Below are 23,943 nucleotides of genomic sequence, written 5' to 3'. Positions count from 1 at the left end.
ATTCGCGACACTTTTTGCGATAAAAAATAAAACGTAAAAAGTGAGTTCGGAAGAAGGTAGCTGGAGAGTAGGGAATTGCCCCTACGCCGACGAGGTAAAATCTTTCAGGCGCAATCGCAAGATTGCAGGGACTGTTACTGGACGAACCCTTGGAGAGATCCATTGCATTTTATTGATGTAAATGGACGCCGAAGGCGCAAAAGAGCGGTCGACTTTTCGATTGTTTTCCAAACGCTCAGGCAAAAGGACAGGGGCAAAAGACAATCCGTATTATCAATATAATTTCTATCGGGATTCTTCTTGTCTCCTTGTCGAGTTTATTTGTATTTTAAACGACGAGGAATCATCAATGTCATTACAGACAATCTTATCGGCTATTAGTAGCTTTATATGGGGACCGCCCCTACTTATTCTATTGTCCGGAACCGGACTTTATCTCACCCTTCGTTTAGGCTTTTTGCAAATTCGTTATTTGCCTCGTGCCTTGGGCTATTTATTTGCTCGAGGTGCAAATAAAGGCAAAGGGGACGTGTCTTCTTTTGCTGCACTTTGTACCGCATTAGCGGCAACCATTGGTACAGGGAATATCGTGGGTGTAGCGACCGCAGTACAAGCGGGTGGACCTGGCGCGATTTTTTGGATGTGGCTAGTTGCATTATTAGGCATGGCAACCAAATATGCCGAATGTTTGCTTGCAGTGAAATATCGTGTGCGCGATAAATACGGTTTTATGGCTGGTGGACCAATGTATTACATCGAACGTGGTCTTGGTATCAAATGGTTAGCGAAATTATTTGCGTTATTTGGGGTGTTGGTGGCCTTTTTCGGTATCGGTACTTTCCCTCAAGTGAATGCGATTACGCATGCGATGCAAGACACCTTTAACGTGCCTGTTGTGATTACTGCAACAGTGGTGACGGTATTGGTCGCGATGATTATTCTTGGTGGAGTAAGACGTATTGCGAGAGCCTCTGCCGTCATTGTGCCTTTTATGGCGCTGGGTTATGTGACGACCTCAATTATCATCTTAATCGTTAATTACGATAAATTACCTGCTGCAATTGCATTAATTATTCAGAGTGCGTTTAATCCTCAGGCAGCTTTAGGTGGTGCAGTTGGCTTTACCGTGATGAAAGCCATTCAATCGGGTGTGGCGCGCGGTATTTTCTCAAATGAATCAGGTTTAGGAAGTGCGCCAATCGCAGCCGCAGCAGCTCAAACGAAAGAGCCCGTTCGCCAAGGTTTAATTTCGATGACGGGGACATTTTTAGATACTATCATCGTATGTACGATGACAGGCTTAGTGCTTGTGATTACAGGAGCATGGAGTAACCCAGAGCTTTCAGGTGCAAGTGTGACTAACTATGCTTTTGCACAGGGATTAGGTACATCATTTGGTGCAACGATTGTAACAGTAGGATTATTATTCTTTGCTTTCACCACAATTTTAGGGTGGTGCTACTACGGTGAGCGTTGTTTCCTTTACTTAGTCGGTATTCGTGGTATTAAATTGTATCGCTTCGTGTTTATTGTTCTAGTTGGAGCGGGTTCATTCCTCACCTTAGATTTAATCTGGATCTTAGCGGATATTGTGAATGGTTTAATGGCCTTCCCGAACTTGGTGGCATTAATTGGTTTACGCAAAGAGATTATTTCAGAAACCAAAGATTACTTCGAACGTTTAAAAGCGACGCAACATGATCAAGATGAATTAGCCTAATTTAGGCTCATAAAAAGAAAAAAAGGGAAGCCGAGTGCTTCCCTTTGTTGTTTACAGCTTTACATCATAACAAGTTTCCACGGAAATGAAATCACATTTTTTCAGAAATTAGATCCCGATCATATTTTTGAACATTTGTTTTTTTATTTACCTAAAAGCACTTGAAAAAGTGGTTCAAGGTCGATATTTTGTTATTAAAGATGAACGGAACCGAAGGGTTCATTTAAGCAAAAGAGGTAAATGCTATGACACTCAATATCACAAGTAAACAAATGGAAATCACCCCTTCAATTCGTGAACATGTGGAGGGAAGACTTGCAAAATTAGAGAAATGGCACACTCAACTGATTAGCCCGCATTTTGTTTTAAGTAAAGTACCAAACGGCTTTTCAGTAGAGGCTTCAATTGGAACTCCATTAGGTAATCTGTTAGCCACTGCAACGGCTGATGATATGTATAAAGCGATCAATGAAGTCGAAGAAAAATTAGAACGTCAATTAAATAAACTTCAGCATAAAGGCGAATCCCGCCGAGCAGATGAGCGTTTGAAAGATTCTTTTGAAAAATAAAGGATAATGAATAAATAAAAAGGGCGAACATGATGTTCGCCCTTTTTTAGATATCTTGAATCACTAATTGTAATGCATGTCGTTGGAATTGTTTTGCTTTACGGTGTTTTAAGCGTCTTAAACGCAAGTTGCGTGAAGCAGAGATATCTCTTGATGCTTTTTTCTTTAAAAAAGTTTTTCTTTTTAACATCTTTTTCTCCTTGTTTTCTTTGAGTTCAATAAAACGTTGCTTTTTCTGACCGCACTTACTCTGTTGCAGTCGATTGGTTTTCTTGAACGCGATGATAATTCACAATACTATTCATGTAACGGCGAATATTCTCGACATATTGGTAAGCCTCATAGCCGCGAGCGTAGCCATATTTTAAATTTGAATAATGACGCTTTTCCGATAATAGTTGAAGATTATTTTTTACATCTAACCAGTTATCTGGGTTACCACCTAATTTTTTTGTTAAGCGACGTGCGTCTAAAATATGCCCTAATCCCATATTATATGCTGCTAAAGAATACCAAATTCGATCTTCTTCTGGAATACTATCAGGCATCTGGTCGAGTAGCCAATGCAAATATTCCGATCCTGCTTTTATACTTTGTTCAGCATCTGTGCGATTATTAATATTCATCCTCACAGCCGTATCTTTGGTAAGCATCATCATTCCACGTACACCTGTTGGAGAGGTGGCATAAGGGTCCCAATGCGATTCTTGATAGGCTACAGCAGCTAATAATCGCCAGTCTAAATTCCCTTTATATTTTTCAAAGAGCGGTTGATATTGAGGCAGAATTTTTTCAACTGCCTCTAAATAAGCCTGAGTATCCACATAATCAAAGGCAGTAATATGGCGGAAATATTTTTCCTCAATACGATCAATTAATCCTGTTTCAATGGCATTATTCATAAAATCCAACAAGCCTGCTTGTAGCTCATTATAGGATTTATTGGAAAGATACCAATGCACAGTCATTTCATCTGTTAAGTCAAATGCAATCGCTAAGTTAGGGCGAATTTGTTGTGCTGCTGCCACATCAATACTATTTGCAATAGTATAAGGAATTTTGCCTTCCGCCACTTGAATCAATAATTCCTCTTGGGTTAACTGCTTGTTATTCTGCCATTTAAGTGCAGGAAGTTTTTTCTGTGCAAGGGATAATAATTTTTCTAAGTCTTCCCCCGCAGAAATAATAATTTCTTGCTGGACTTGCGCTAAATCTTTCGGGCGATTTTCACCTTTTTTATACACAAGCTGCCAAGAGGCAGAGGTGTAAGATGGTCCTAACTGAAATTTTTCTGCCCGTTGAGGCTGGAACAAAAGATTCGCAGCGGCGATATCAATATTATTGTTCTCTAATTCATTAAAAAGCTGATCGTTATTTTCTAAGGTTTTAATTTGTAAGCGAACCCCTAAATAATCAGCAAAGTTTTTTGCTAATTCGTATTCCAAGCCTGATTCGCCTTCATTCCCAATAAAATAGTAAATGGGATTATTAATGGTGCCGACAATCAGGCTGCCGCGATTTTTGATCGTGGTGTAAGGGTTTTGCTCCGATTGCATAATTTTTTGCCAAGGGAAGACCATATCAATTGCCCAAAGTAATAATGCAAAAGCAGCAATAATACGTAAAAATAGACCTTTCAATAGATAAACCTTATAAATTGAGATAAGAGACGATTGTAACGAGAATTAAGACAATAAAAAAGCCCCTTTTACTTCAAGGGGCTGTTAAATAAGGATTAACGTTGGCGATCTCGGCGACCACGTTCGTTAAAAGTGCGGTCGTTTTTATCGTTAAATTTACGCTGACGACGCTCACCATTACGTTCACCACGGAAACGATCTTGGCCTCGGTCTCCACGTTCATTACGGCGACCTTTTCCACCAAAGTCATTGCCACCACGTCTATTGTCTGACTGTGCTGCGCCCATAAAGCTCATTTGCATTTGTTTATTTAAAACGCGAGTTTTTCCGAATTGTTGGAGCAATTCTTTTGGCATACCTTGTGGTAATTCAACAGTAGAGTAGTCATCGTAAAGTTTGATATGGCCAATATAACGGCTGTTAATATCACCTTCATTTGCGATAGCACCTACGATATGACGCACTTCTACGCCATCTGCACGACCTACTTCGATACGATATAAATCCATCGGTTGTGGCGTGCCGTAGCCTTTACGTTCACCACGACGTTCAGCTGAACGTGGATTTTCACGGCGATCACCGCGATCATTACGCTCACGACGACGCTTATCCATTGGTGGATCAGGTGGAAGGATGAGTTTTTGTTTTCCTTGAAGCAACATCAACATGGCTGCAGCAATATCTTCTTGATCCTGATCTGCGGTAAATAAATCTTCCAATAGGCTACGATACATTTCAAGATCATGATGTTCCAATTGTTTGGTAATCTTGTCTTGGAATTTTTTACGACGACAGGCTTGCAACACTTCATGATTTGGTAATTCAACTTCATTGATTGGTTTTTTCATCAAGTGTTCGATATTACGAAGTAAACGGCGTTCACGTGGTTCAACGAATAACAATGCACGACCAGAACGACCTGCACGACCGGTACGGCCAATACGGTGAACGTAAGACTCTGCATCAAGTGGGATGTCATAGTTCACTACAAGGCTGATACGTTCAATATCGATACCGCGAGCAGCAACATCGGTTGCAACGACGATATCAAGGCTACCATTACGTAAGCGATCTAAGGTTTGCTCACGTAATTGTTGAGTCATATCACCGTTTAATGCCGCAGCACGGAAACCGTGTTTTTCTAATAATTCAGTCACATCAAGTGTGCCCGTTTTAGTGCGGGTAAAAATGATTGCCGCATCAAACTCTTCCACTTCTAAGAAACGTAATAATGCATCATTTTTGCGGAAACCTTGAACATACCAACAATTTTGTTCAATATCCGGCGCATTATCGTTATTTACTTTGATTTTCACTTCTTGTGGATTGTTCATGAAGCGTTTTGTGATACGACGAATTGGCTCAGGCATGGTGGCTGAGAAAAGGGCAGTTTGGTGTTCTTCCGGTAATTCAGCCATAACGGTTTCTACATCATCAATAAAGCCCATTCGAAGCATTTCATCTGCCTCATCAAGTACGATTGCTTTTAATTCAGATAGATTTAATGTGTTACGACGGATGTGATCCAAAATACGACCCGGTGTACCTACAACAACTTGTGCACCTTGTTTTAATGCCCGTAATTGAATGTCATAGCGTTGACCACCATAAAGGGTTACGATGTTGATGCCTTTTGCATATTTCATGAAGTGTTCACAAGCATCAGCAACTTGAATGGCAAGTTCACGCGTTGGTGCCATCACCAATAATTGTGGATGTTTTGCGGCAGGATCAATTTTTGCCAAAATAGGTAAAGAGAATGCGGCAGTTTTACCACTACCAGTTTGTGCCATACCAAGTACATCTCTGCCTTCTAGAAGAGCAGGAATACAAGCTTGTTGGATTGGCGAAGGTGTTTCAAAACCAAGGTCAGAAACGGCTTTTAGAATGAATTCAGGCAAGCCTAAATCATTAAAAGTGATTTTGTCTGTCATTAAAATACTCGAATGTAAGTAAGGAAAGCTCAATTTCGCTTTCAGGTTTATTTGTTACAAAAGAAAGAGGCTGGTCTAGAAAACAGCTGTTTTTGTGACCGCACTTTTTTCTTCTTTTTCGTCGTCAGTTTGAGCCGGTTTCAATTTCATCAGCTCTAACACGGCAAAACGATACTCAACAAAGTTATATACCTGATTCGCAATAGCGAGTTTGAATAAAGCCGCGGCTTCATCAATTTGCCCCAAATTGAGTTTTTGTTTTGCTAGATAAAAGTAGGTTTCGGTTAATATTTCTGCATATTGTTGTGAGTTTTCTGCAAATTTAGTTGCCCGTTCTTGCAAGTCACTCACGGAAATATTACCTAAATAGTATTGAACGATATTGGTTCCCCAGAAGTCCTTAGATAGCCCTTTAGCTCGTTCAACAAGGTTGGCATGGGCTTCTTGTGGTTTTAATTTTTGTTCGTTCAAATAGAGCCAGAGTACGCGATAGGGATCTTTAGTATCGGCTTCGTAAAACTTCATCAAATCGTCTTCAGCAAGATTATAGCGTTCGACGTAATAAAAATTTAAACCACGATTAAGGTGGGTATAGTCATAACTTGGATCCAACTCAAACACCGCATTAAAGGTTTCTAATGCGCTGTCGTAATCTTCTTCAAGCAGTAAGTAAAGCCCTAAGTAATTATAAACGGAAGCCATCTTTGGCTGTAACGCAAGGGCTTGTGTAAAGTCATAACGTGCGAGGCCCCATAAACCGAGGGAATCATATAAAACGCCACGTTCAAAGTGAAGCGTCGCTCGTTCTTCATTACTCATTTTACCAACTAATAAAACTTGCCCGATTCGGGTAATCATCACTTCTTGTTCGAAGTGCGTATTCGGCGTTTGATCTGCGAGTACGACTTTATTTGGTGCGACAAACACGTTTCCCGATTGTACACAACCGGAAATAAATAAAGTCAGACTTAGGCTAGATAATGAAACTAGAAAACGGAATAACCGAAAATATTGCATTGTTTTATAAGTTAGTTTGATAATCAAAACGGGTGTGTAAGGTTTTTTACACACCCTGTGAGATTATTCTTGTTCTACAGAAGTCTCTTCTGCTGGTGCAGATTCTGCTTCAGTTTCTTGTTTTGGTGCAAGATCTTTCATGGTTAATCGGATACGACCTTGGCGATCGATTTCAACCACTTTAACTGTCACTTCTTGACCAACTTGAAGATAATCACTCACTTTCTCTACACGTTCTTCAGCGATTTGAGAAATATGAACTAAACCTTCTTTATTTCCAACGATAGCCACGAACGCACCGAAGTCAGCAAGACGAGTCACTTTACCTTTGTAAATTGCGCCCGCTTCAACTTCAGCAACGATTTCTTCAATACGTGCCATCACGTTTTTCGCTGCACTACTATCTACTGCAGCAATTTTCACTGTACCATCATCATCGATATCGATAGAAGTACCAGTTTCTTCAGTTAATGCACGGATAGTTGCACCACCTTTACCGATAACATCTTTGATTTTCTTCGGATCAATTTTCATGGTGTGAATACGCGGCGCGTAGTCAGAAATATCTGCACGAGGTGCAGGGATTGCTTGTTCCATTACACCAAGAATGTGCATACGTGCACCTTTTGCTTGGTTTAATGCAATTTGCATAATTTCAGGGGTGATACCTTCAATTTTGATATCCATTTGAAGTGCGGTGACACCTTCACGTGTACCGGCCACTTTAAAGTCCATATCACCTAAGTGGTCTTCATCACCTAAAATATCTGAAAGAACCACAAATTTCTCTTCTTCTTTCACTAAGCCCATTGCGATACCAGCAACAGCCGCTTTGATTGGAACGCCCGCATCCATTAATGCTAAAGACGCACCACATACAGATGCCATAGAAGAAGAACCGTTAGATTCAGTGATTTCAGATACAACACGCACGACATACGGGAATTCTGCAAGACTAGGCATAACCGCTGCTACACCGCGTTTTGCTAAACGACCGTGACCGATTTCACGACGTTTTGGCGAGCCGATCATACCCGTTTCACCTACAGAGTATGGAGGGAAGTTGTAGTGGAATAAGAAGTGATCTTGACGTTCACCTGTTAATTCATCAATGATTTGTGCATCACGTTCAGTACCTAACGTTGCAACGGCTAATGCTTGCGTTTCACCACGGGTGAAAATTGCAGAACCGTGAGTACGTGGTAATACACCAGTACAAATATCTAATGCACGAACGGTATCAACGGTACGACCATCAATACGTGGTTCACCTGCAATGATACGGCCACGAACGATTTGGCTTTCAAGTGCGGTGAAAATATCCACAATTTTACCTTCGCTGATTTCTTCATCTTCAGCTGTGATTTGTGCAATCACATCCGCTTTAATCGCATCAATCTGTTCGTAACGTGCTTGTTTTTCAGTAATGCGGTATGCATCGCCTAAACGTGCTTCAGCAATCGCTTTTACTTTGTTGATTAAATCTGTGTTTGGTTGTGGTGCAACCCAATCCCAACGTGGTTTACCCGCTTCTTTTGCAAATTCTTTGATTGCTTCAATCACAACTTGTTGTTGTTGATGACCAAATACGACCGCCGCTAACATTTGTTCTTCAGTTAAAATGTCAGCTTCAGATTCAACCATTAATACGGCTTTGTCAGTACCTGCAACCACTAAGTCCAAACGGCTTTGTTTTTGTTCAGCCATAGTTGGGTTTAATACGAATTGGTTGTCAATAAAACCAACGCGCGCAGCACCGATAGGGCCATTGAAAGGTACACCTGATAAAGTTAATGCTGCAGAAGCACCGATCATTGCCACTAAGTCAGGGCTGATTTGTGGGTTTACAGAAACTACAGTTGCCACAACTTGGATTTCGTTGAAGAAACCTTCTGGGAATAATGGACGAATTGGACGGTCGATTAAACGTGCGATTAAGGTTTCGCCTTCAGATGGACGACCTTCACGTTTGAAGAAACCACCAGGGATTTTACCCGCCGCATAAGTACGCTCTTGATAGTTTACGGTTAATGGGAAGAAGTCTTGACCTTCTTTCACATCTTTTTTAGCCACAACAGTCACGAATACCGTGGTATCGTCCATGCTTGCCATAACCGCAGCAGTTGCTTGACGTGCAATTGCGCCGGTTTCTAGAGTAACGGTATGTTGACCGTATTTAAATTGTTTAACAATTGGATTCACAATGTTTTCCTTCAAAATAATATTTAAAACAAAGCTTTATTTTCCAGATTGCGACTAGCAAAAGAAATCTCTCGAAAAATGACCGCACTTTTGGCGTTTAAAAATTTCTTTTGATAGCCGCACGCTAATGCAGAAAATAAAGCTCGCTTATTATACAGAGTTTTAAATTTATTGGTAACTTTATTTAATATAAGCAACTTGTTATCATATTCTCATACAAATACATACGTAAGGAGACTCTATGATTATCAGTGCATTAAATAACCCAAATTTCAAAGTGGGTTTACCAAAAGTTATCGCGGACATTTGCGATCATCTCAATACTTTAGATCTTGAAGCATTAGAAAATGGCCGTCATGATTTAAGCGATCAAGTTTATATGAATGTCATGGAATTTGATACGGTTGAAGCGGATAGCAAACAAGCTGAACTTCACCACAAATATCTAGATATTCAATTACTTATTCGTGGTGAAGAGAATGTTGAAGTAAGCGCGACTTATCCAAACCTCAGCTTATACGATGAATATCGTGATGCCGATGACTATCAACTTACCCCACAAATTGAAAATAAAAGTACGGTGACACTTTTACCAAAAATGTTCGCTGTCTTTTTCCCTTATGAGCCACATAAACCAGGTTGCACCGTAAACGGCAAATCAAGTTTTGTGAAAAAACTGGTGGTGAAAGTACCAGTAGAATTGATTTAATTATTTCGATTTATTAAAGCAAAAGTGCGGTTAAAACTATTCCGTTTTTAACCGTATTTTTTTAGCTTTACGTTTTGATAAGGAAAATTTAATGGCGATTATTGATGAGTTTATTAAAAAAACTGGAGAGTTTTATGAGGAACTTAAAGTACAAGATAGACATCGATACCGTTCTTGGGAACATTGTTATGCTCAGTTTTATGAAGCCAGACAAAATCCTGAAAAAGCTAATGTTGATAATTTAAGTTTACATCTGGCGTTCTATTTAGCCAGTTGGGGGATGTATAGAGGTTCATCTTTTTTATTACAGTATGATTACACTATCCATACTTCTGTAGTAAAAGAAATATTGAAACCTGAATATAACAAATTATTTGGGATAGAGTGTAAAGAGTTAAATAGTGAGCAGACTGTTTTATTACTAAAAAAACTAAATAGTGAAATTGGCGGTATTTATAAGCAGTTTCGTTCAAATGCAGGGAAAGAAGACATAAAACAAGATATTTCAACAACTTTAGTTACTAAGGTTTTATTGGGGGCACTAGGTTGTGTGCCGGCTTATGATCGTTTCTTTGTTGATGCCGTAAAAAAGAATGAAGTGACGACAGGGAACTACAATATAGCATCTTTACAGAAACTAATTAAATTTTATGAAAAGCATCAAGAAAGACTGGAAGAATTAAGAAGTAAATTTTTAATTGAATATCAATTTAACGAGGATAAGAAAACTCTACTTTATCCACAAATGAAAGTACTTGATATGGGTTTTTGGAAAATTGGTTTTGATTTGTCGAAAGAGTCAAAATAGGTTTCCAAATTTAATAGCAAAAGTGCGATCAGAAATTTAAGTATTTTTCTGACAGCACTTTTTTATTATTTAATTACGGTAATTGACCATTTGGCATCATCAATTTGTTCGAAGTTGGTCACTTCATAACCTTCTTCAGCAGCCCAAGCGGGAATGGCTTCAGTGGCTTGGGTACAGTCGAATTCAATTTCTAGGCCATCGCCTTTATTTAACTTAGCCATTGCTTCCTTGGCTTCAACGAGAGGAAATGGGCAAACAAGGCCGAGTGTTGGTAATTTAACGATCATATAAACTCCTTATGATGCTTTTGTTAATTTTAAACGTTGTGGACGGATAATGGTGAAGTAGGCGGCCACCCAAGTGCCGAGAATCATCAATGGCAATGAGACCCAGCCTTGCCAAGAGAAAAAGGCAGTTTCGACTAAACCGTTACCGATAGAGCAGCCACCTGCAAGGGTTGCGCCAATGCCCATGAGAATACCGCCGAGTCCGCTGCGTAGAATCGTGGTGGCATCCGGTACACGGACACGGAATTCATTGCTTGCTTTCGCGCCGATGAATGACCCAATAAAAATCCCTAAGACTAAGAATACTCCCCAGTTAATAAATTTACCGTCGCCGGTAACGAGGAATTGCATGATATTGGCTGATGGGCCAGTGATCCCAAGCCCAAACTCACGACCTGTAGCGACACTAAGTGGCCAAGCGGCAAGTGCGATTAATCCGATTAATACGGCAGAGAAAAATGGGTGCCAGCGTTTTTCAAATAATAAGTGAGCAAGTCCCGTTTTCTTTGGTTTTAATGCCGCGACTTTTGCGCTTGGTTTGCTGAGATGTTTGTATACATAAAAGGCTGTCACTAAAGTTAATAATGCGACTAACCACCAAGGTGAAATACCGAATGTATCGTAAATATTACGTTGTTCAATATTGATACTGCGTAAAGTTTTATTGAATTCGCCTAATGGGCCAGTACGCATGATGGCACTTAATAGCATATAAGTGAATAACGCGACCCAACTGCCGACTAAGCCTTCTGCAGCGCGGTACCATGTACCTGTCGCACAACCGCCAGCAAGAACAATGCCGATACCAAACACAAAGGCACCGATAATCACGGCTAAAAAGGCAAAGTTTTCAGCCGGATCAACATTTAATACACCGATTTCTTTTAAAAGAAAGAAACCAATAGATTGCACGGTAATCGCTAATAGAAGGGCTACAAACATTTTGTTATTTTTGGTGACATACATATCGCGAAATGCGCCAGTAATACAAAAGCGCCCACGCTGCATCACAAATCCGAGTAAAATTCCGCAAAGTAATCCGGTTAAAAGCATAAATATTCCTTTCTTTTAGAACTAAGTAGGGCAATATTTTCTAAAAAAAGAAGAAGATAACGCCAATAACTTTTAGCTAGAAAATATGTTTTTTTGATATAAAAAAGTGCGGTCAGAAATTTATATATTTTTCTGACCGCACTTTATCGTAAGTTACCACGCTATTAAGGACAGGGTTTACTCACCATAATTTCAATTACTTGGCGATCGATATGGTGCATACTTTTAGAAGCGATTGAGCATAGATTATCGATAGTGCGATCGAGATCATGTTCAACGATGCCTTCATTACCTGTCACATGGGTTTCATCCATTGCCATAAGCACCGATTTATAGCCAGATGCTACGCTGGTGGACACTTTCATTGCACAGCTATTGGATGCACCATCACAGATGATTCCGCTGATATCACCGATCATACTGCAAATCCCCATGCTCACGGTTTTAAATTTGCCCGTAAGCAAATAGGCAATGCCTGCACAGCTCCCCATAGAGGCAGTTGTCACCGCACAAAGGGCAGAAAGTTTGGGTAATTTACTGTGGATATAAATGGCCATTAAGTGTGATAAGAAGAGGGCACGGAGACGTTTTTCTCCACTCACGTTTAAATAATCGGCGACCACAACCACGGGCATAGTCGCAGCAATACCTTGGTTGCCAGAGCCTGAATTACTCATTGCTGGTAATGTAGCTCCCCCCATACGCGCATCGGAGGCTGCAGTGGTTTCGATCATGATTTTGCTGAGCAAATCGTCTGACATTAAGCCACTACCAACTTGTTTGCGTAACGTTCTGCCAATGTGTAAGCCGTAATTTTCACGTAATCCTTCGTTAGACAGCGCTCGGTTTAGAGCGGCAGCTTGTCCGATAAAGCGGATTTTATCGAGCTCAACTTCACAAGAAAATTCAAAGATTTCACGTGCGCTCACCTGCTTGAAAATATCATAAGGGTCGCAATCAGCGCATTCATCTTGTTCTTTCTCAAAAACAACTTCGCCATTTTTTTCAATTAAAATGATATTGGTGTGTTGATCTTGAATCGCTACTTTCACTCGGTCATTATCCGCAAACAACACAGCTTCCGAATATAAAATATGCTCGGTTTGATGAATATCCACATTAACGAGTTTTTTATCAAGCATCGCCTTGGCTTGGGAAACTTGCTCTGGTGTGATGTGTTTTAATACTTCCAACTCACCCTCAGGATCACCGCCTAAAGCACCAATCGCCGCGGCAATAGGTAAGCCCACCATGCCCGTTCCAGGTACCGCAACGCCTAATCCATTTTTCATTAAGTTTGGTGACACCTTGGCTTCAATACGCTCCGGTGTTTTGCCTAAATATTTGGCTGCAGTTGCTGCTGCAAGCGCTAAAGAGATAGGCTCAGTACAGCCAAGTGCGGGAACCACATCACGTTCCACAAGATGAAGTAATGGTTTTTCGATTTCATTGAGTCTTTCTTGATTCATAAAATTCTTTTTAATATGTTAAATGCTGTCTTCTTTCTCTATGACTAATATACGCGCTTCACCTTGTGGATGAGCAACATGTTCGGTACCGATACCCGCATAAAAAATATCACCCGTATGAAGCAATACGGCTTTCTCTTGACCTTCTTCTTTGTAGCGCATTTCCACCTTACCATCCATGACAGCAAAGACTTCTTCACCGTCATTGATATGCCATTTGTAAGGTTTATCTGTCCAGTGAAGACGCACGGAAATGCTATTCATATTGGTAATATCAAGGGCTCCCCAAGCGCGTTCAGCCGTAAATAGGTGACTTCTAATAACTTTATTCATGACTAAATTTGTTAGTGAGCCTCATCCCAGTTAGTGCCTTGCCCCACATCTACAATCAATGGCACCACTAAATCAGCCGCACTTTCCATTTGTGTTTTGATGAGCTCGCTATAAAACGCGACTTTTTCTGACCGCACTTCAAACACCAATTCATCGTGCACCTGCATAATCATCGCAATATCGGGATCGTTTTGTAGTTTTTGATCCAATTGAATCATGGCGCGTTTAATAATGTCTGCGGCAGTGCCTTGCATTGGCGCATTGATCGCGACACGTTCGGCTGCTTTACGGCGCATACCATTAGAAGAGTTAATATCTGGTAGATATAAACGACGGCCGAATAGGGTTTCCACATAGCCTTGGGCTTTGGCTTTTTCGCGAATATCGTGCATAAAAGTTTGTACGCCCGGATAGCGTTTGAAATATAAATCCATATAGCTTTGGGCATCGGCACGGCCAATACCAAGTTGGCGCGATAAGCCAAAGGCAGACATACCATAAATTAAACCGAAGTTAATTGCCTTAGCATTGCGGCGTTGCTCGGAAGTTACTTCATCCAGTGCTACCCCAAAGATTTCTGCCGCAGTAGAGCGGTGAATATCTTTGCCTTGGGTAAAAGCATTAATTAAGCCCTGATCCTGTGATAGGTGCGCCATAATGCGCAGCTCGATTTGCGAATAGTCAGCTGCCACAACAGTAAAGCCTTTGCGCGCAATAAATGCCTGGCGAATACGACGACCTTCTTCATTACGAATCGGAATATTTTGTAAATTCGGATCACTTGATGAAAGACGACCGGTGGCTGTCACCGCTTGATGATAGGATGTATGCACTCGACCCGTTTGCGGATTCACCATTTGTGGCAATTTGTCGGTGTAGGTGGATTTTAGTTTGCTGAGACCACGATGTTCTACCAACACTTTCGGCAATTCATGACTAAATGCGAGTTCTTCCAACACTTCCTCGTTGGTGGATGGCGCCCCTTTTGGTGTTTTTTGAATAACCGGCAAACCTAATTTATCAAATAAAATTTCCTGTAATTGTTTGGTTGAGGCCAAATTAAATGGCTGCCCCGCCAAGACATAGGCCTGCTCTTCTAATTCACTTAAACGGTTAGCGATTTCGTTAGATTGTAGGAATAGCGCATCGCTATCAATTAAAACACCACGACGTTCCATACGGGAAAGTACGCCTAACAACGGCAATTCCATTTCTTTAAAGAGTTTTTCCAGAGTGGGTTCTTTGGAGAGTTTTTCCCATAGCACTTGTTGCAGCTTCATCGTTACATCGGCATCTTCCGCCGCGTACTCGGCGGCTTGTTCCAATGGAATTTGGTTAAAAGTCAGCTGATTTTTACCTTTGCCTGCAATCTCTTCAAAACTAATGGTTTGATGCCCTAAATAACGTTTCGCCAGATCGTCCATATTATGACGGCCTGTACTGTTGAGCACATAGGACTCCAACATAGTATCGAAAGCCACACCTTGCACATCGATGCCATTACGGGCGAAGATGGTGAGATCGTATTTGAAGTTTTGCCCGACTTTTTGAATAGCAGGATTTTCCAAAATCGGTTTTAACAGAGCAAGTGCGGTTGTTTTTTCGAGCGTTTTTGGTGCGCCTAAATAATCTAATTGTAGCGGTAAATAAGCCGCTTCACCATTTTCTAACGCAAAGGAAATGCCGACTAAGTTGGCTGCCATATAATCTAAATTATCGGTTTCTGTATCTAGCGCAAAAAGTTTAGCTTGCTTGAGTTTTTCCACCCAACGATTTAAATCCGCTTCGGTGAGCAAGGTTTCATAACGGCTACGATCAATTTGAATTGCCGGTAATGTTTCATCGCTATTGTCTTGAGCGAGCGAAGGCGTAGCTTGATAATGATTAATTTTAGTCGGTTGTTCGTTATTATTAGTAATGGAATCAGCACCATTCATCACTTCATTGAGCCAACGTTTAAATTCATAACGGCCGAAATATTCAGTGAGTTGATCGTTATTGCTTGCACCAAGAGTGAGTTGTTCTGGGGTGATATCGAGATCCACATCAGTTTTGATGGTGGCAAGACGATAGGATAAATCTGCCATTTCTTTTTCCGCCAATAATTTATCTCCTAATTTTTTTGCACCACGAATTGGCAATTCGGCCACTTTGTCTAAGTTGGCATAAATTTCTGCCATGCTGCCGATACCCTGTAAGAGGCCGAGAGCCGTTTTTTCACCCACACCCGCTACACCAGGAATATTATCGGCACTATCGCCCATTAGCGCTAAGTAATCAATGATGAGTTCAGGTGGAATACCGTATTTTTCAATCACGGCCTCGCGATCTAATAAGGTATTATTCATGGTGTTGATCAACATAATGTTGTCATCCACCAGTTGTGCCATATCCTTATCTCCGGTACTGATCAAAACTTTTTGATTCGCTTTGGAAGCAGCTAGCGCTAAGGTCCCGATGACATCGTCGGCTTCCACACCTTCAATGACTAACAGCGGAATGCCAAGGGCGCGGATAATATCGTGCAATGGCTGAATTTGTTTGCGTAGATCATCCGGCATCGGTGGACGATGGGATTTATATTGTTCAAACATTTCATCACGGAACGTTTTGCCCTTTGCATCAAAGACTACCGCAATATGGCTCGGTTGCACTTGCGAAATCAGGCTTTTAAGCATATTTAACACACCGTACATGGCACCGGTTGGTTCGCCGGCTGAATTGGTGAGTGGCGGAAATGCATGAAAAGCACGATATAAATAAGATGAACCGTCCACTAGGACTAATGGATTAGGAGCGATAGTTGGCATAAATATTCCGTTCAAAAATAATGAAAAGTGTCGCATTATAGCGTAAATTGCGAAATGGGGCGAACGGATAAAGTACGGTCAATTAAACGTAAAAATTATGACGAAGGCATTTGGCTGTGGCATAATAGGAGCACTTGAGCATTCAACATAAGGGAATAACATGTCATTAAAACTGGTTGAAGTTGTTGTATTAGGGCAAGTGCTGCGCTTGAATGTCCCTGCTGAACAAGAAGAGATTTTGCGTCAAGCGGCGCGTAATTTAGATCTTCAAGTGTCTGAAATGAAAGAGCGTACAGGTTTATTACAATTAGACCGTGTACTTTCGATTGTTGCCTTGAATTTAAGTTTTGAATTAACCCAAGAAAAGAATAAAAATGCCCAGATTGAAAACGTGTTATGTACGCGAATTCAGCAGTTAGATCATTCTTTAGAGAATGCATTAGGTGGGCGTACCATCGTCGATTAAATAAAAAAGAACCGCATGTTGAAAGTGCGGTTCTTTTTTTATGTGTTTTTTAATCTGGCGTGTAATAGAGTTTACCAATTTCAATTTTTTGTCGCCCTGTTTCTTCACGCCATTTATTGCTGTCTCGTAAAGAATAAACACAGCCACAATATTCCTGTTGATAAAAACGTTCACGTTTACTGATTTCGATCATGCGTTGCGATCCACCTGCTTTACGCCAGTTGTAATCCCAATAAATCACATCATCATATTTTTCAGCCGCACGGTGACCACAACCATTAATTTGATCCATATCTTTCCAGCGAGAAATACCAAGGCAGCTGGTAAATACAGGGAAACCATGTTCATGAGCATATTCAGCTGCTTTTTCAAAACGCATATCAAAACACATGGTGCAGCGAATGCCACGTTCAGGTTCCCATTCCATACCTTTTGCGCGATCAAACCATTGTTGGCGATCGTAGTCTGCATCAATAAACGGAATTCCGAATTTTTGGGCAAAGCGGATGTTTTCTTCTTTACGAATTAAATATTCTTTCAATGGATGAATATTCGGGTTGTAAAAATAAATCGTAAACTCAATACCTGAGGCTAAAATGGCTTCCATTACTTCACCTGAGCAAGGCGCACAGCAGGAGTGGAGAAGTAACTTATTATGTCCTTCAGGTAATTCGAGTTTTTCACGAATAAAAGGCGCATTGGGATCCTTACGCACTTTTTGTTTACGTGGTCTTTGAAATTTAGCTTGAGAATCGACCGCACTTTGCGGTTGAATTTGTTCTTCAGTCATATTAATAAGTTCGAACTACCGATAAATAAGCCAGTGAAATTAAGGCTTTTTTGTATTGGCTTTCAGGTAATAATGCAATGGCATCAACCGCTTTTTGAGCTTCTTGTTTCGCGCGATCCATTGCGTAATCGAGAGATTTATGTTCCGCCATAATCGAAAGTACTTCATCAATAGCATCACGTTTTCCGCCTTGTTCAATGGCTTCGCGAATAAGCGCGGCTTGTTGTGGATTGCCGTGACGCATTGCGTGTAATAAAGGAAGAGTTGGTTTACCTTCGGCGAGGTCATCCCCCACATTTTTACCTAATGCCGCAGCATTCGCACTGTAATCTAGCACGTCATCTACTAATTGGAATGCGGTACCGAGATAGCGACCATATTCTTGAAATGCCGTTTCAATTGATTTTTCAGCACCCGCAACAATCGCCACAGATTGTGCCGCCACTTCAAATAAACGAGCTGTTTTACTATAAATCACACGCATATAGCTTTCTTCTGTGGTATCCGGATCATTCACGTTCATCAATTGTTGAACTTCACCTTCCGCCAACACGTTGGTGGCATCTGCCATAATACGAAGAATATCTAGCGATTGTAACTGCGCCACTAATTGGAATGCTCGAGTATAAATGAAGTCACCCACTAATACGCTAGCGGCATTACCAAAGGCAGAGTTTGCCGTTGCTCGACCTCGACGCATATCCGATTCATCCACCACATCATCATGTAATAAAGAAGCGGTGTGAATAAATTCTACAAAGGTAGCACAAGTCGCCACTTTATCGCTTTCATAGCCTAATGCACGTGCCGCTAAAACCGCAATAAGTGGTCGAATACGTTTTCCACCACCTTGTACAATATAAAAACCAAGTTGATTAACCATCGGCACATCTGAGTTAATTTGTGCTAAAATGGCTTGGTTGACTTTCTGCATATCCGCATCAGTTAATGCTTGGATTGCATGCATATCCATTAAATCTTGTTTGTTCATCTTCATTTGGTTCGATGGTTGTGTATATAAAAGAAAAGTGCGGTGAATTCTACCCGATTTTTCAGGGTTTTTGAAATTAAGCTCGAGGAAAAGCGCTTTTTTTTATTTTATTGCAAATAAGTGCTTGCGATCGAGTTGTTTTTTCCGTAGAATTTGCGACCTATTTATATGAATTTTGAAGTGCGGACCGAAAATAGTAACGGAGAAGCACAATTTATAGCGGAGTATTTATGTACGCAGTTTTCCAAAGTGGCGGTAAACAACACCGTGTGAGCGAAGGTCAAGTAGTTCGTTTAGAAAAACTTGAACTTGCAACTGGCGCAACAGTTGAGTTCGACTCAGTGTTGATGGTCGTTAATGGTGAAGATGTTAAAATTGGTGCACCAGTAGTAGCTGGCGCGAAAGTAGTGGCTGAAGTTGTGGCACAAGGTCGTGGCGATAAAGTTAAAATCGTTAAGTTCCGTCGTCGTAAACACAGCCGTAAACAACAAGGTCATCGTCAGTGGTTCACAGAAGTGAAAATCACTGGGATTCAAGCATAATTTCAGAGGAGATCAAGTAGATGGCAACTAAAAAAGCTGGTGGTTCAACTCGTAACGGTCGTGATTCTGAAGCTAAACGCCTTGGTGTTAAACGTTTCGGTGGCGAATCTGTATTAGCAGGTAGCATCATTGTACGTCAACGTGGTACTAAATTCCACGCAGGTAACAACGTAGGTATGGGCCGTGACCACACCTTATTTGCTACCGCTGACGGTAAAGTAAAATTTGAAGTGAAAGGCGAGAAAAGCCGTAAATACGTAAGTATTGTAACTGAATAATTTTACATCTGATTTGATAAACGCCCCGCATTATCTGTGGGGCGTTTTCTTTGTTTTCTTACCTGTGATTTACAATCATTAATCAAATCTGTTATCTTGGCACTGTCATTCATTCTCTTCAATATTTCTTAGAATGAAATTTACCTGAATTCCTAACTGTGCTTTAGCCAAATAAAGGAAGACATCATGAAACAACAACCTCTTTTAGGATTTCTATTTGCTTTAATTACAGCGATGGCATGGGGATCTTTACCTATTGCGTTAAAACAGGTTTTATCCGTGATGACGCCACAAACGATCGTGTGGTATCGATTTATTGTGGCATTTCTAGCACTCTTTATTTTGCTTTCCTATAAAAAAAAATTGCCACAATTTTTCAAAGGTGGTCGATTCATTTGGCTTGTGCTCATTGGTGTTGCAGGATTAGCGGGTAATTTCTTTTTATTTAATAGCTCACTTAATTTTATCGATCCTTCTTCAGCTCAAATTTTTATTCATTTTTCTTCTTTTGGTATGTTAATTTGCGGTATTTTTGTCTTTAAAGAAAAGCTCGGATTACACCAAAAGATTGGTTTAGGTCTGTTATTGGCTGGGTTGGCGCTTTTCTTCAATGATAAGCTTGATGTGTTTAAAGGAGAGAGTGGTTATTTAACAGGTGTCTTACTCAGCCTGACTGCTTCATTAGTTTGGGTGGCTTATGGTATGGCACAAAAGCTTATGCTCCGTCGTTTTAGTTCGCAACAAATTTTATTAATGATGTATTTCGGCTGTCTTTTAGTCTTTACACCTGTAGCTGAATTTTCACAAGTGAGTAACCTCACCCCGTTTGCATTCGGTTGTTTTGTTTATTGTTGTTTGAATACGTTATTTGGTTATGGGGCTTATGCTGAGGCGCTTAATCGTTGGGAAGTTTCTAAAGTAAGCGTTGTGATTACCTTAGTACCACTATTTACTATTTTCTTTGCTCATCTTGCGCATTATGCGAGCCCTGAGAATTTTGCCGCGCCAGAATTAAATATGATTAGCTATATTGGGGCGTTTGTTGTAGTATGCGGAGCAATTTTGTCGGCAATCGGACATAAGTTATTACCGCAATCAAAGTAAAGTGCGGTTAAATATTGGAGAGTTTTTATGAAATTTATTGATGAAGCCCTGATTCGAGTGGAAGCAGGGGATGGTGGAAACGGTTGTGTAAGTTTCCGCCGTGAAAAATTTATCCCTAAAGGCGGCCCAGATGGTGGCGATGGTGGCGATGGCGGTGATGTTTATTTGGTTGCAGACGAAAACTTAAATACTTTGATCGATTATCGCTTTACAAAACGTTTTGCCGCAGAGCGTGGTGAGAACGGACACAGTTCAGATTGTACCGGTCGTCGCGGTAAAGACATTACGTTACGTGTGCCGGTGGGAACGCGTGCAATTGATAATGACACCAAAGAAGTGCTTGGTGATTTAACAAAGCATGGTGCCAAAATGTTAGTGGCGAAAGGTGGTTATCATGGTTTAGGTAATACGCGTTTTAAATCTTCAGTGAACCGTGCACCTCGCCAAAAAACCATGGGGACACCAGGGGAAAAACGCGATTTATTATTAGAATTAATGCTTCTTGCGGATGTCGGGATGTTAGGTTTACCGAATGCAGGTAAATCTACCTTTATTCGTGCCGTTTCAGCCGCAAAACCAAAAGTCGCTGATTATCCATTTACTACTTTAGTGCCAAGTTTAGGCGTAGTGAAAGTGGATGAGAGCCATAGCTTTGTGGTGGCAGATATTCCAGGATTGATTGAAGGCGCATCGGATGGTGCGGGTTTAGGGATTCGTTTCTTAAAACACTTAGAACGTTGTCGTGTGTTAATTCATTTAGTGGATATTAACCCAATTGATGAATCCGATCCTGCTGATAACATTGCGATCATTGAGTCAGAATTATTCCAATATAGCGAAAAATTGGCAGATAAACCGCGTTGGTTAGTCTTCAATAAAATTGATACGATGACTGAAGAAGAGGCGCATGAACGAGCTCAAGAGATTACCGAACGTCTTGGTTGGGAAGAAGGGTATCACTTTATTTCTGCTGCAACCGGTAAGAATGTACCGCCACTTTGTCGTGATATTATGGATTTCATTGAAGCGAATCCACGTGATGCGGAAGTAGAAGAAAATAAACCGGAAGAAGTGAAATTCAAATGGGAAGACTACCATCAAGAACAGCTCGCTGAACATCAATTTGATGATGAAGATGACGAATGGGATGATTGGGACGAAGAAGATGAAGAAGGCGTTGAGTTTATTTATAAACCTTAATGTCTAAATGAAAAAAGAGCGGAAATTTGACCGCTCTTTTTTTATTGGGGTTAACCTTTCTTTTTCCCACCTTGACGCGCTTTAAAGCGAGGGTTGGTTTTCGAAATGACATAAACGACACCGTGGCGACGAACAATTTTGCAGCCAGGACGGTTTTTTGCACTTTTGAGTGAAGATAATACTTTCATTGAATATTCCTATTTTGATTTAAATGCGCCAAATTTACCGTAACGGCTTGCAAATTCACTTGCACGACCTTCGTTACCAATTTGACGGGTTTTACCAGTATAAAACGGGTGGGAAGCAGATGAAGTATCACACATAAATACAGGGTATTCATTACCATCTTCCCATTTCATGGTGTTGTTAGTTTTAGCACAAGAACGGATCAGAAAGCCTTGTTTCGCGTTGGAATCATAAAATAAAACGGTACGATAATTTTCAGGGTGAATGCCTTTTTTCATTAGAGCTCCTTATATAACGAAAAGAATTAGGCGAAGATACTAATTTAAAGGAGAATGATTATCAATATAATTTTATTCATAACCATGAGAATTTTTTTCATATTGAGAAAAAGAAAAATGCCTTTCGGTTGAAAGGCATTTTGTCTGTTTGGAGGGGGAGTTATCCACGGTGCGCGTTTTTCATAATACGCTCTTTCGCCACTTTCCATTCACGCTCTTTAATATCATCACGTTTATCATGTTGTTTTTTACCTTTCGCAAGACCGATTTTGATCTTCGCCCAAGGGCCTTTCCAATAAAGAGAAAGGGCAACAATAGTAAAACCATCACGGCTTGATTTACCGAAAAGATTATCTAGTTCACGTTTATTCAATAAAAGCTTACGCGTACGCATCGGATCGCAAACCACGTGAGTAGAGGCCAAGCTTAATGGTTGAATGGTTGCTCCAAATAAATAGGCTTCACCGTTTTTAAAAATGATATAGCTATCGCTGATGTTGGCTTTACCCGCGCGCATTGATTTTACTTCCCAACCTTGTAACTCAAGGCCGGCTTCAATTTCATCTTCAATAAAATATTCGTGTCTAGCTCGTTTATTTAACGCAATGGTGTTGGAGCCGACTTTGACTTTCTTTTTGGTCATTGTTATCCGTTGTTTATTAATCGTAAATTGGCGTTGATTTTACCGAATCTCGCCGTGGATAGCAAAAAACAAAAGGCTGATTTGACTCAGCCTTTTATTACTTAATGAGAGATTATTCTTCTAATTCACCACAGAAACGATAGCCTTCACCATGCACGGTAGCAATAATTTCTGGTGTATTAGGATGATCTTCAAAATGTTTCCGAATGCGGCGAATTGTTACATCCACAGTACGATCTTGTGGTTTTAATTCGCGTCCTGTCATTTTTAGCAATAATTCTTCGCGAGTTTGCAATTTTCCTGGATTTTCACAGAAATGCAACATGGCACGAAATTCACTACGCGGTAGCTTAAACTCAGTGCCTTCAGGCGTAATTAAATTATGACTATTTAAATCCAGTGTCCAACCATTAAAACGATAGTTCTCACGTTGTAAATGGGCCTCTTTGCCATTTAATGTCATGGTGCGATGCAATAAATTTCTTGCACGAATGGTGAGTTCTCTAGGGTTGAAGGGTTTGGTGAGATAATCATCGGCTCCGATTTCTAAACCTAAGATTTTATCAACTTCATTATCTCTCCCCGTGAGAAAAATCAGAGGGATAGGTGTTTTTTCACGCAATTCACGGCCCAGTAATAAACCATTTTTACCGGGTAAGTTGATATCTAATACGATGAGATTAACCGTTTCCGAGCTTAACTGACGATACATTTCGGCACCATCTTGTGCTTGTAATACCTCATAGCCCTCAGCTTCAAAAATTCCTTTTAACGTATTACGGGTTACCGCTTCATCTTCCACGATGAGAATTTTGGGGGTAGCCATTCGTTGCTCCTTGTTATACTTTGTTATGGGCATATTCTATAATTGTAACATTGCTGTAACAACAGAAAAGTGCGGTCATTGTTTAAAT

At 40.6% G+C, this 23,943-nt stretch carries 25 protein-coding genes and 1 riboswitch; of the genes, 9 read left to right on the top strand and 16 right to left on the bottom strand.

What is annotated here, in order from left to right; all coding sequences use genetic code 11:
• Positions 1 to 139: 139 nt before the first annotated feature.
• A riboswitch (glycine riboswitch) is annotated at positions 140 to 261 on the top strand.
• Positions 262 to 349: 88 nt separating this feature from the next.
• Both O3746_RS03535 and hpf read left to right on the top strand, forming a co-directional pair.
• Positions 350 to 1,720, top strand: coding sequence for a sodium:alanine symporter family protein (locus O3746_RS03535; protein ID WP_049384584.1), 1,371 nt, complete (start codon positions 350 to 352; stop codon positions 1,718 to 1,720).
• A 245-nt stretch (positions 1,721 to 1,965) separates the two neighbouring features.
• The gene (hpf, locus tag O3746_RS03530) at positions 1,966 to 2,289 is read left to right on the top strand and encodes a ribosome hibernation-promoting factor, HPF/YfiA family (protein WP_371447799.1); all 324 of its coding nucleotides are present in this window, start codon (positions 1,966 to 1,968) and stop codon (positions 2,287 to 2,289) included.
• Between the two features lie 46 nt (positions 2,290 to 2,335).
• Here the strand turns inward: hpf and O3746_RS03525 are convergent, their stop codons facing one another.
• The 5 genes from O3746_RS03525 to pnp form a co-directional block, all read right to left on the bottom strand.
• The gene (locus O3746_RS03525; RefSeq protein ID WP_005697833.1) at positions 2,336 to 2,479 is read right to left on the bottom strand and encodes a hypothetical protein; all 144 of its coding nucleotides are present in this window, start codon (positions 2,477 to 2,479) and stop codon (positions 2,336 to 2,338) included.
• A 55-nt stretch (positions 2,480 to 2,534) separates the two neighbouring features.
• Positions 2,535 to 3,929 (bottom strand): membrane-bound lytic murein transglycosylase MltF, encoded by a 1,395-nt coding sequence (gene mltF, locus O3746_RS03520; protein ID WP_294838435.1) that lies wholly within the window; start codon positions 3,927 to 3,929, stop codon positions 2,535 to 2,537.
• A 95-nt stretch (positions 3,930 to 4,024) separates the two neighbouring features.
• Positions 4,025 to 5,863 carry a DEAD/DEAH box helicase gene (locus tag O3746_RS03515; RefSeq protein ID WP_371447798.1) on the bottom strand — a complete coding sequence of 613 codons (1,839 nt, stop codon included), beginning with the start codon at positions 5,861 to 5,863 and terminating at the stop codon, positions 4,025 to 4,027.
• A gap of 75 nt (positions 5,864 to 5,938) precedes the next feature.
• Positions 5,939 to 6,880 (bottom strand): lipoprotein NlpI, encoded by a 942-nt coding sequence (gene nlpI, locus O3746_RS03510; protein ID WP_049365030.1) that lies wholly within the window; start codon positions 6,878 to 6,880, stop codon positions 5,939 to 5,941.
• A gap of 63 nt (positions 6,881 to 6,943) precedes the next feature.
• Positions 6,944 to 9,082 carry a polyribonucleotide nucleotidyltransferase gene (gene pnp, locus O3746_RS03505; protein ID WP_049364873.1) on the bottom strand — a complete coding sequence of 713 codons (2,139 nt, stop codon included), beginning with the start codon at positions 9,080 to 9,082 and terminating at the stop codon, positions 6,944 to 6,946.
• A gap of 241 nt (positions 9,083 to 9,323) precedes the next feature.
• Here pnp and nanQ point away from each other — a divergent pair, with 241 nt between their 5' ends.
• Both nanQ and O3746_RS03495 read left to right on the top strand, forming a co-directional pair.
• Complete coding sequence (gene nanQ, locus O3746_RS03500; RefSeq protein WP_111387336.1) at positions 9,324 to 9,791, top strand: N-acetylneuraminate anomerase; 468 nt, start codon at positions 9,324 to 9,326, stop codon at positions 9,789 to 9,791.
• 91 nt (positions 9,792 to 9,882) lie between these two features.
• Positions 9,883 to 10,599 (top strand): hypothetical protein, encoded by a 717-nt coding sequence (locus tag O3746_RS03495; RefSeq protein ID WP_371447797.1) that lies wholly within the window; start codon positions 9,883 to 9,885, stop codon positions 10,597 to 10,599.
• Between the two features lie 65 nt (positions 10,600 to 10,664).
• Here the strand turns inward: O3746_RS03495 and O3746_RS03490 are convergent, their stop codons facing one another.
• The 5 genes from O3746_RS03490 to polA form a co-directional block, all read right to left on the bottom strand.
• Positions 10,665 to 10,886, bottom strand: a complete 222-nt coding sequence (locus tag O3746_RS03490) for a sulfurtransferase TusA family protein (RefSeq protein WP_005631077.1) — start codon at positions 10,884 to 10,886, stop codon at positions 10,665 to 10,667.
• Positions 10,887 to 10,895: 9 nt separating this feature from the next.
• Positions 10,896 to 11,939, bottom strand: coding sequence for a YeeE/YedE family protein (locus tag O3746_RS03485; RefSeq protein ID WP_302481767.1), 1,044 nt, complete (start codon positions 11,937 to 11,939; stop codon positions 10,896 to 10,898).
• Between the two features lie 164 nt (positions 11,940 to 12,103).
• Positions 12,104 to 13,408: a serine dehydratase subunit alpha family protein gene (locus tag O3746_RS03480; RefSeq protein ID WP_302481768.1), complete on the bottom strand. Its 1,305-nt coding sequence runs from the start codon at positions 13,406 to 13,408 to the stop codon at positions 12,104 to 12,106.
• Positions 13,409 to 13,426: 18 nt separating this feature from the next.
• Positions 13,427 to 13,741, bottom strand: coding sequence for a cupin (locus tag O3746_RS03475; RefSeq protein ID WP_302481769.1), 315 nt, complete (start codon positions 13,739 to 13,741; stop codon positions 13,427 to 13,429).
• Positions 13,742 to 13,752: 11 nt separating this feature from the next.
• Entirely contained in the window at positions 13,753 to 16,551 is a 2,799-nt protein-coding gene (gene polA / locus O3746_RS03470; RefSeq protein ID WP_302481770.1) for a DNA polymerase I, read from the bottom strand.
• Between the two features lie 160 nt (positions 16,552 to 16,711).
• On the opposite strand from polA, the gene O3746_RS03465 reads away from it, so the two are divergent.
• Positions 16,712 to 17,017 carry a cell division protein ZapA gene (locus O3746_RS03465; RefSeq protein WP_005695425.1) on the top strand — a complete coding sequence of 102 codons (306 nt, stop codon included), beginning with the start codon at positions 16,712 to 16,714 and terminating at the stop codon, positions 17,015 to 17,017.
• Between the two features lie 49 nt (positions 17,018 to 17,066).
• On the opposite strand, the gene O3746_RS03460 is transcribed toward O3746_RS03465, so the two are convergent.
• Together O3746_RS03460 and ispB are read right to left on the bottom strand one after the other, a co-directional pair.
• Positions 17,067 to 17,807, bottom strand: coding sequence for an epoxyqueuosine reductase QueH (locus O3746_RS03460; RefSeq protein ID WP_302130754.1), 741 nt, complete (start codon positions 17,805 to 17,807; stop codon positions 17,067 to 17,069).
• 1 nt (position 17,808) lies between these two features.
• Positions 17,809 to 18,798 carry an octaprenyl diphosphate synthase gene (gene ispB / locus O3746_RS03455; RefSeq protein WP_302481780.1) on the bottom strand — a complete coding sequence of 330 codons (990 nt, stop codon included), beginning with the start codon at positions 18,796 to 18,798 and terminating at the stop codon, positions 17,809 to 17,811.
• Between the two features lie 230 nt (positions 18,799 to 19,028).
• Between ispB and rplU the strand changes: the two genes are divergently transcribed.
• From rplU to cgtA, 4 genes are all read left to right on the top strand, one after another.
• A complete protein-coding gene (gene rplU / locus O3746_RS03450) occupies positions 19,029 to 19,340 on the top strand; it encodes a 50S ribosomal protein L21 (protein WP_005695431.1) in 312 nt (103 codons plus the stop codon).
• Between the two features lie 20 nt (positions 19,341 to 19,360).
• Positions 19,361 to 19,618 carry a 50S ribosomal protein L27 gene (rpmA, locus tag O3746_RS03445; RefSeq protein ID WP_005539872.1) on the top strand — a complete coding sequence of 86 codons (258 nt, stop codon included), beginning with the start codon at positions 19,361 to 19,363 and terminating at the stop codon, positions 19,616 to 19,618.
• 186 nt (positions 19,619 to 19,804) lie between these two features.
• Positions 19,805 to 20,722 carry a DMT family transporter gene (locus tag O3746_RS03440; protein WP_308568713.1) on the top strand — a complete coding sequence of 306 codons (918 nt, stop codon included), beginning with the start codon at positions 19,805 to 19,807 and terminating at the stop codon, positions 20,720 to 20,722.
• Between the two features lie 27 nt (positions 20,723 to 20,749).
• Positions 20,750 to 21,922 carry an Obg family GTPase CgtA gene (gene cgtA, locus O3746_RS03435; protein WP_308568712.1) on the top strand — a complete coding sequence of 391 codons (1,173 nt, stop codon included), beginning with the start codon at positions 20,750 to 20,752 and terminating at the stop codon, positions 21,920 to 21,922.
• A 50-nt stretch (positions 21,923 to 21,972) separates the two neighbouring features.
• On the opposite strand, the gene ykgO is transcribed toward cgtA, so the two are convergent.
• The 4 genes from ykgO to arcA form a co-directional block, all read right to left on the bottom strand.
• Positions 21,973 to 22,110 (bottom strand): type B 50S ribosomal protein L36, encoded by a 138-nt coding sequence (gene ykgO, locus O3746_RS03430; protein WP_005695435.1) that lies wholly within the window; start codon positions 22,108 to 22,110, stop codon positions 21,973 to 21,975.
• A 9-nt stretch (positions 22,111 to 22,119) separates the two neighbouring features.
• Positions 22,120 to 22,386: a type B 50S ribosomal protein L31 gene (locus tag O3746_RS03425; protein ID WP_014064115.1), complete on the bottom strand. Its 267-nt coding sequence runs from the start codon at positions 22,384 to 22,386 to the stop codon at positions 22,120 to 22,122.
• 160 nt (positions 22,387 to 22,546) lie between these two features.
• Positions 22,547 to 23,029, bottom strand: coding sequence for an SsrA-binding protein SmpB (gene smpB / locus O3746_RS03420; RefSeq protein WP_178162011.1), 483 nt, complete (start codon positions 23,027 to 23,029; stop codon positions 22,547 to 22,549).
• A 112-nt stretch (positions 23,030 to 23,141) separates the two neighbouring features.
• Positions 23,142 to 23,855 (bottom strand): two-component system response regulator ArcA, encoded by a 714-nt coding sequence (gene arcA, locus O3746_RS03415; RefSeq protein WP_070582579.1) that lies wholly within the window; start codon positions 23,853 to 23,855, stop codon positions 23,142 to 23,144.
• Between the last annotated feature and the right edge of the window lie 88 nt (positions 23,856 to 23,943).

Origin of the sequence: Haemophilus sp. 27098_8_127 (assembly GCF_041433495.1) — a bacterium.
In the GTDB taxonomy this organism is placed as follows: Bacteria; Pseudomonadota; Gammaproteobacteria; order Enterobacterales; family Pasteurellaceae; genus Haemophilus_D.
Note: the sequence above shows the minus strand (reverse complement) of the source record. Positions and strands in the feature narration are given on the sequence as shown.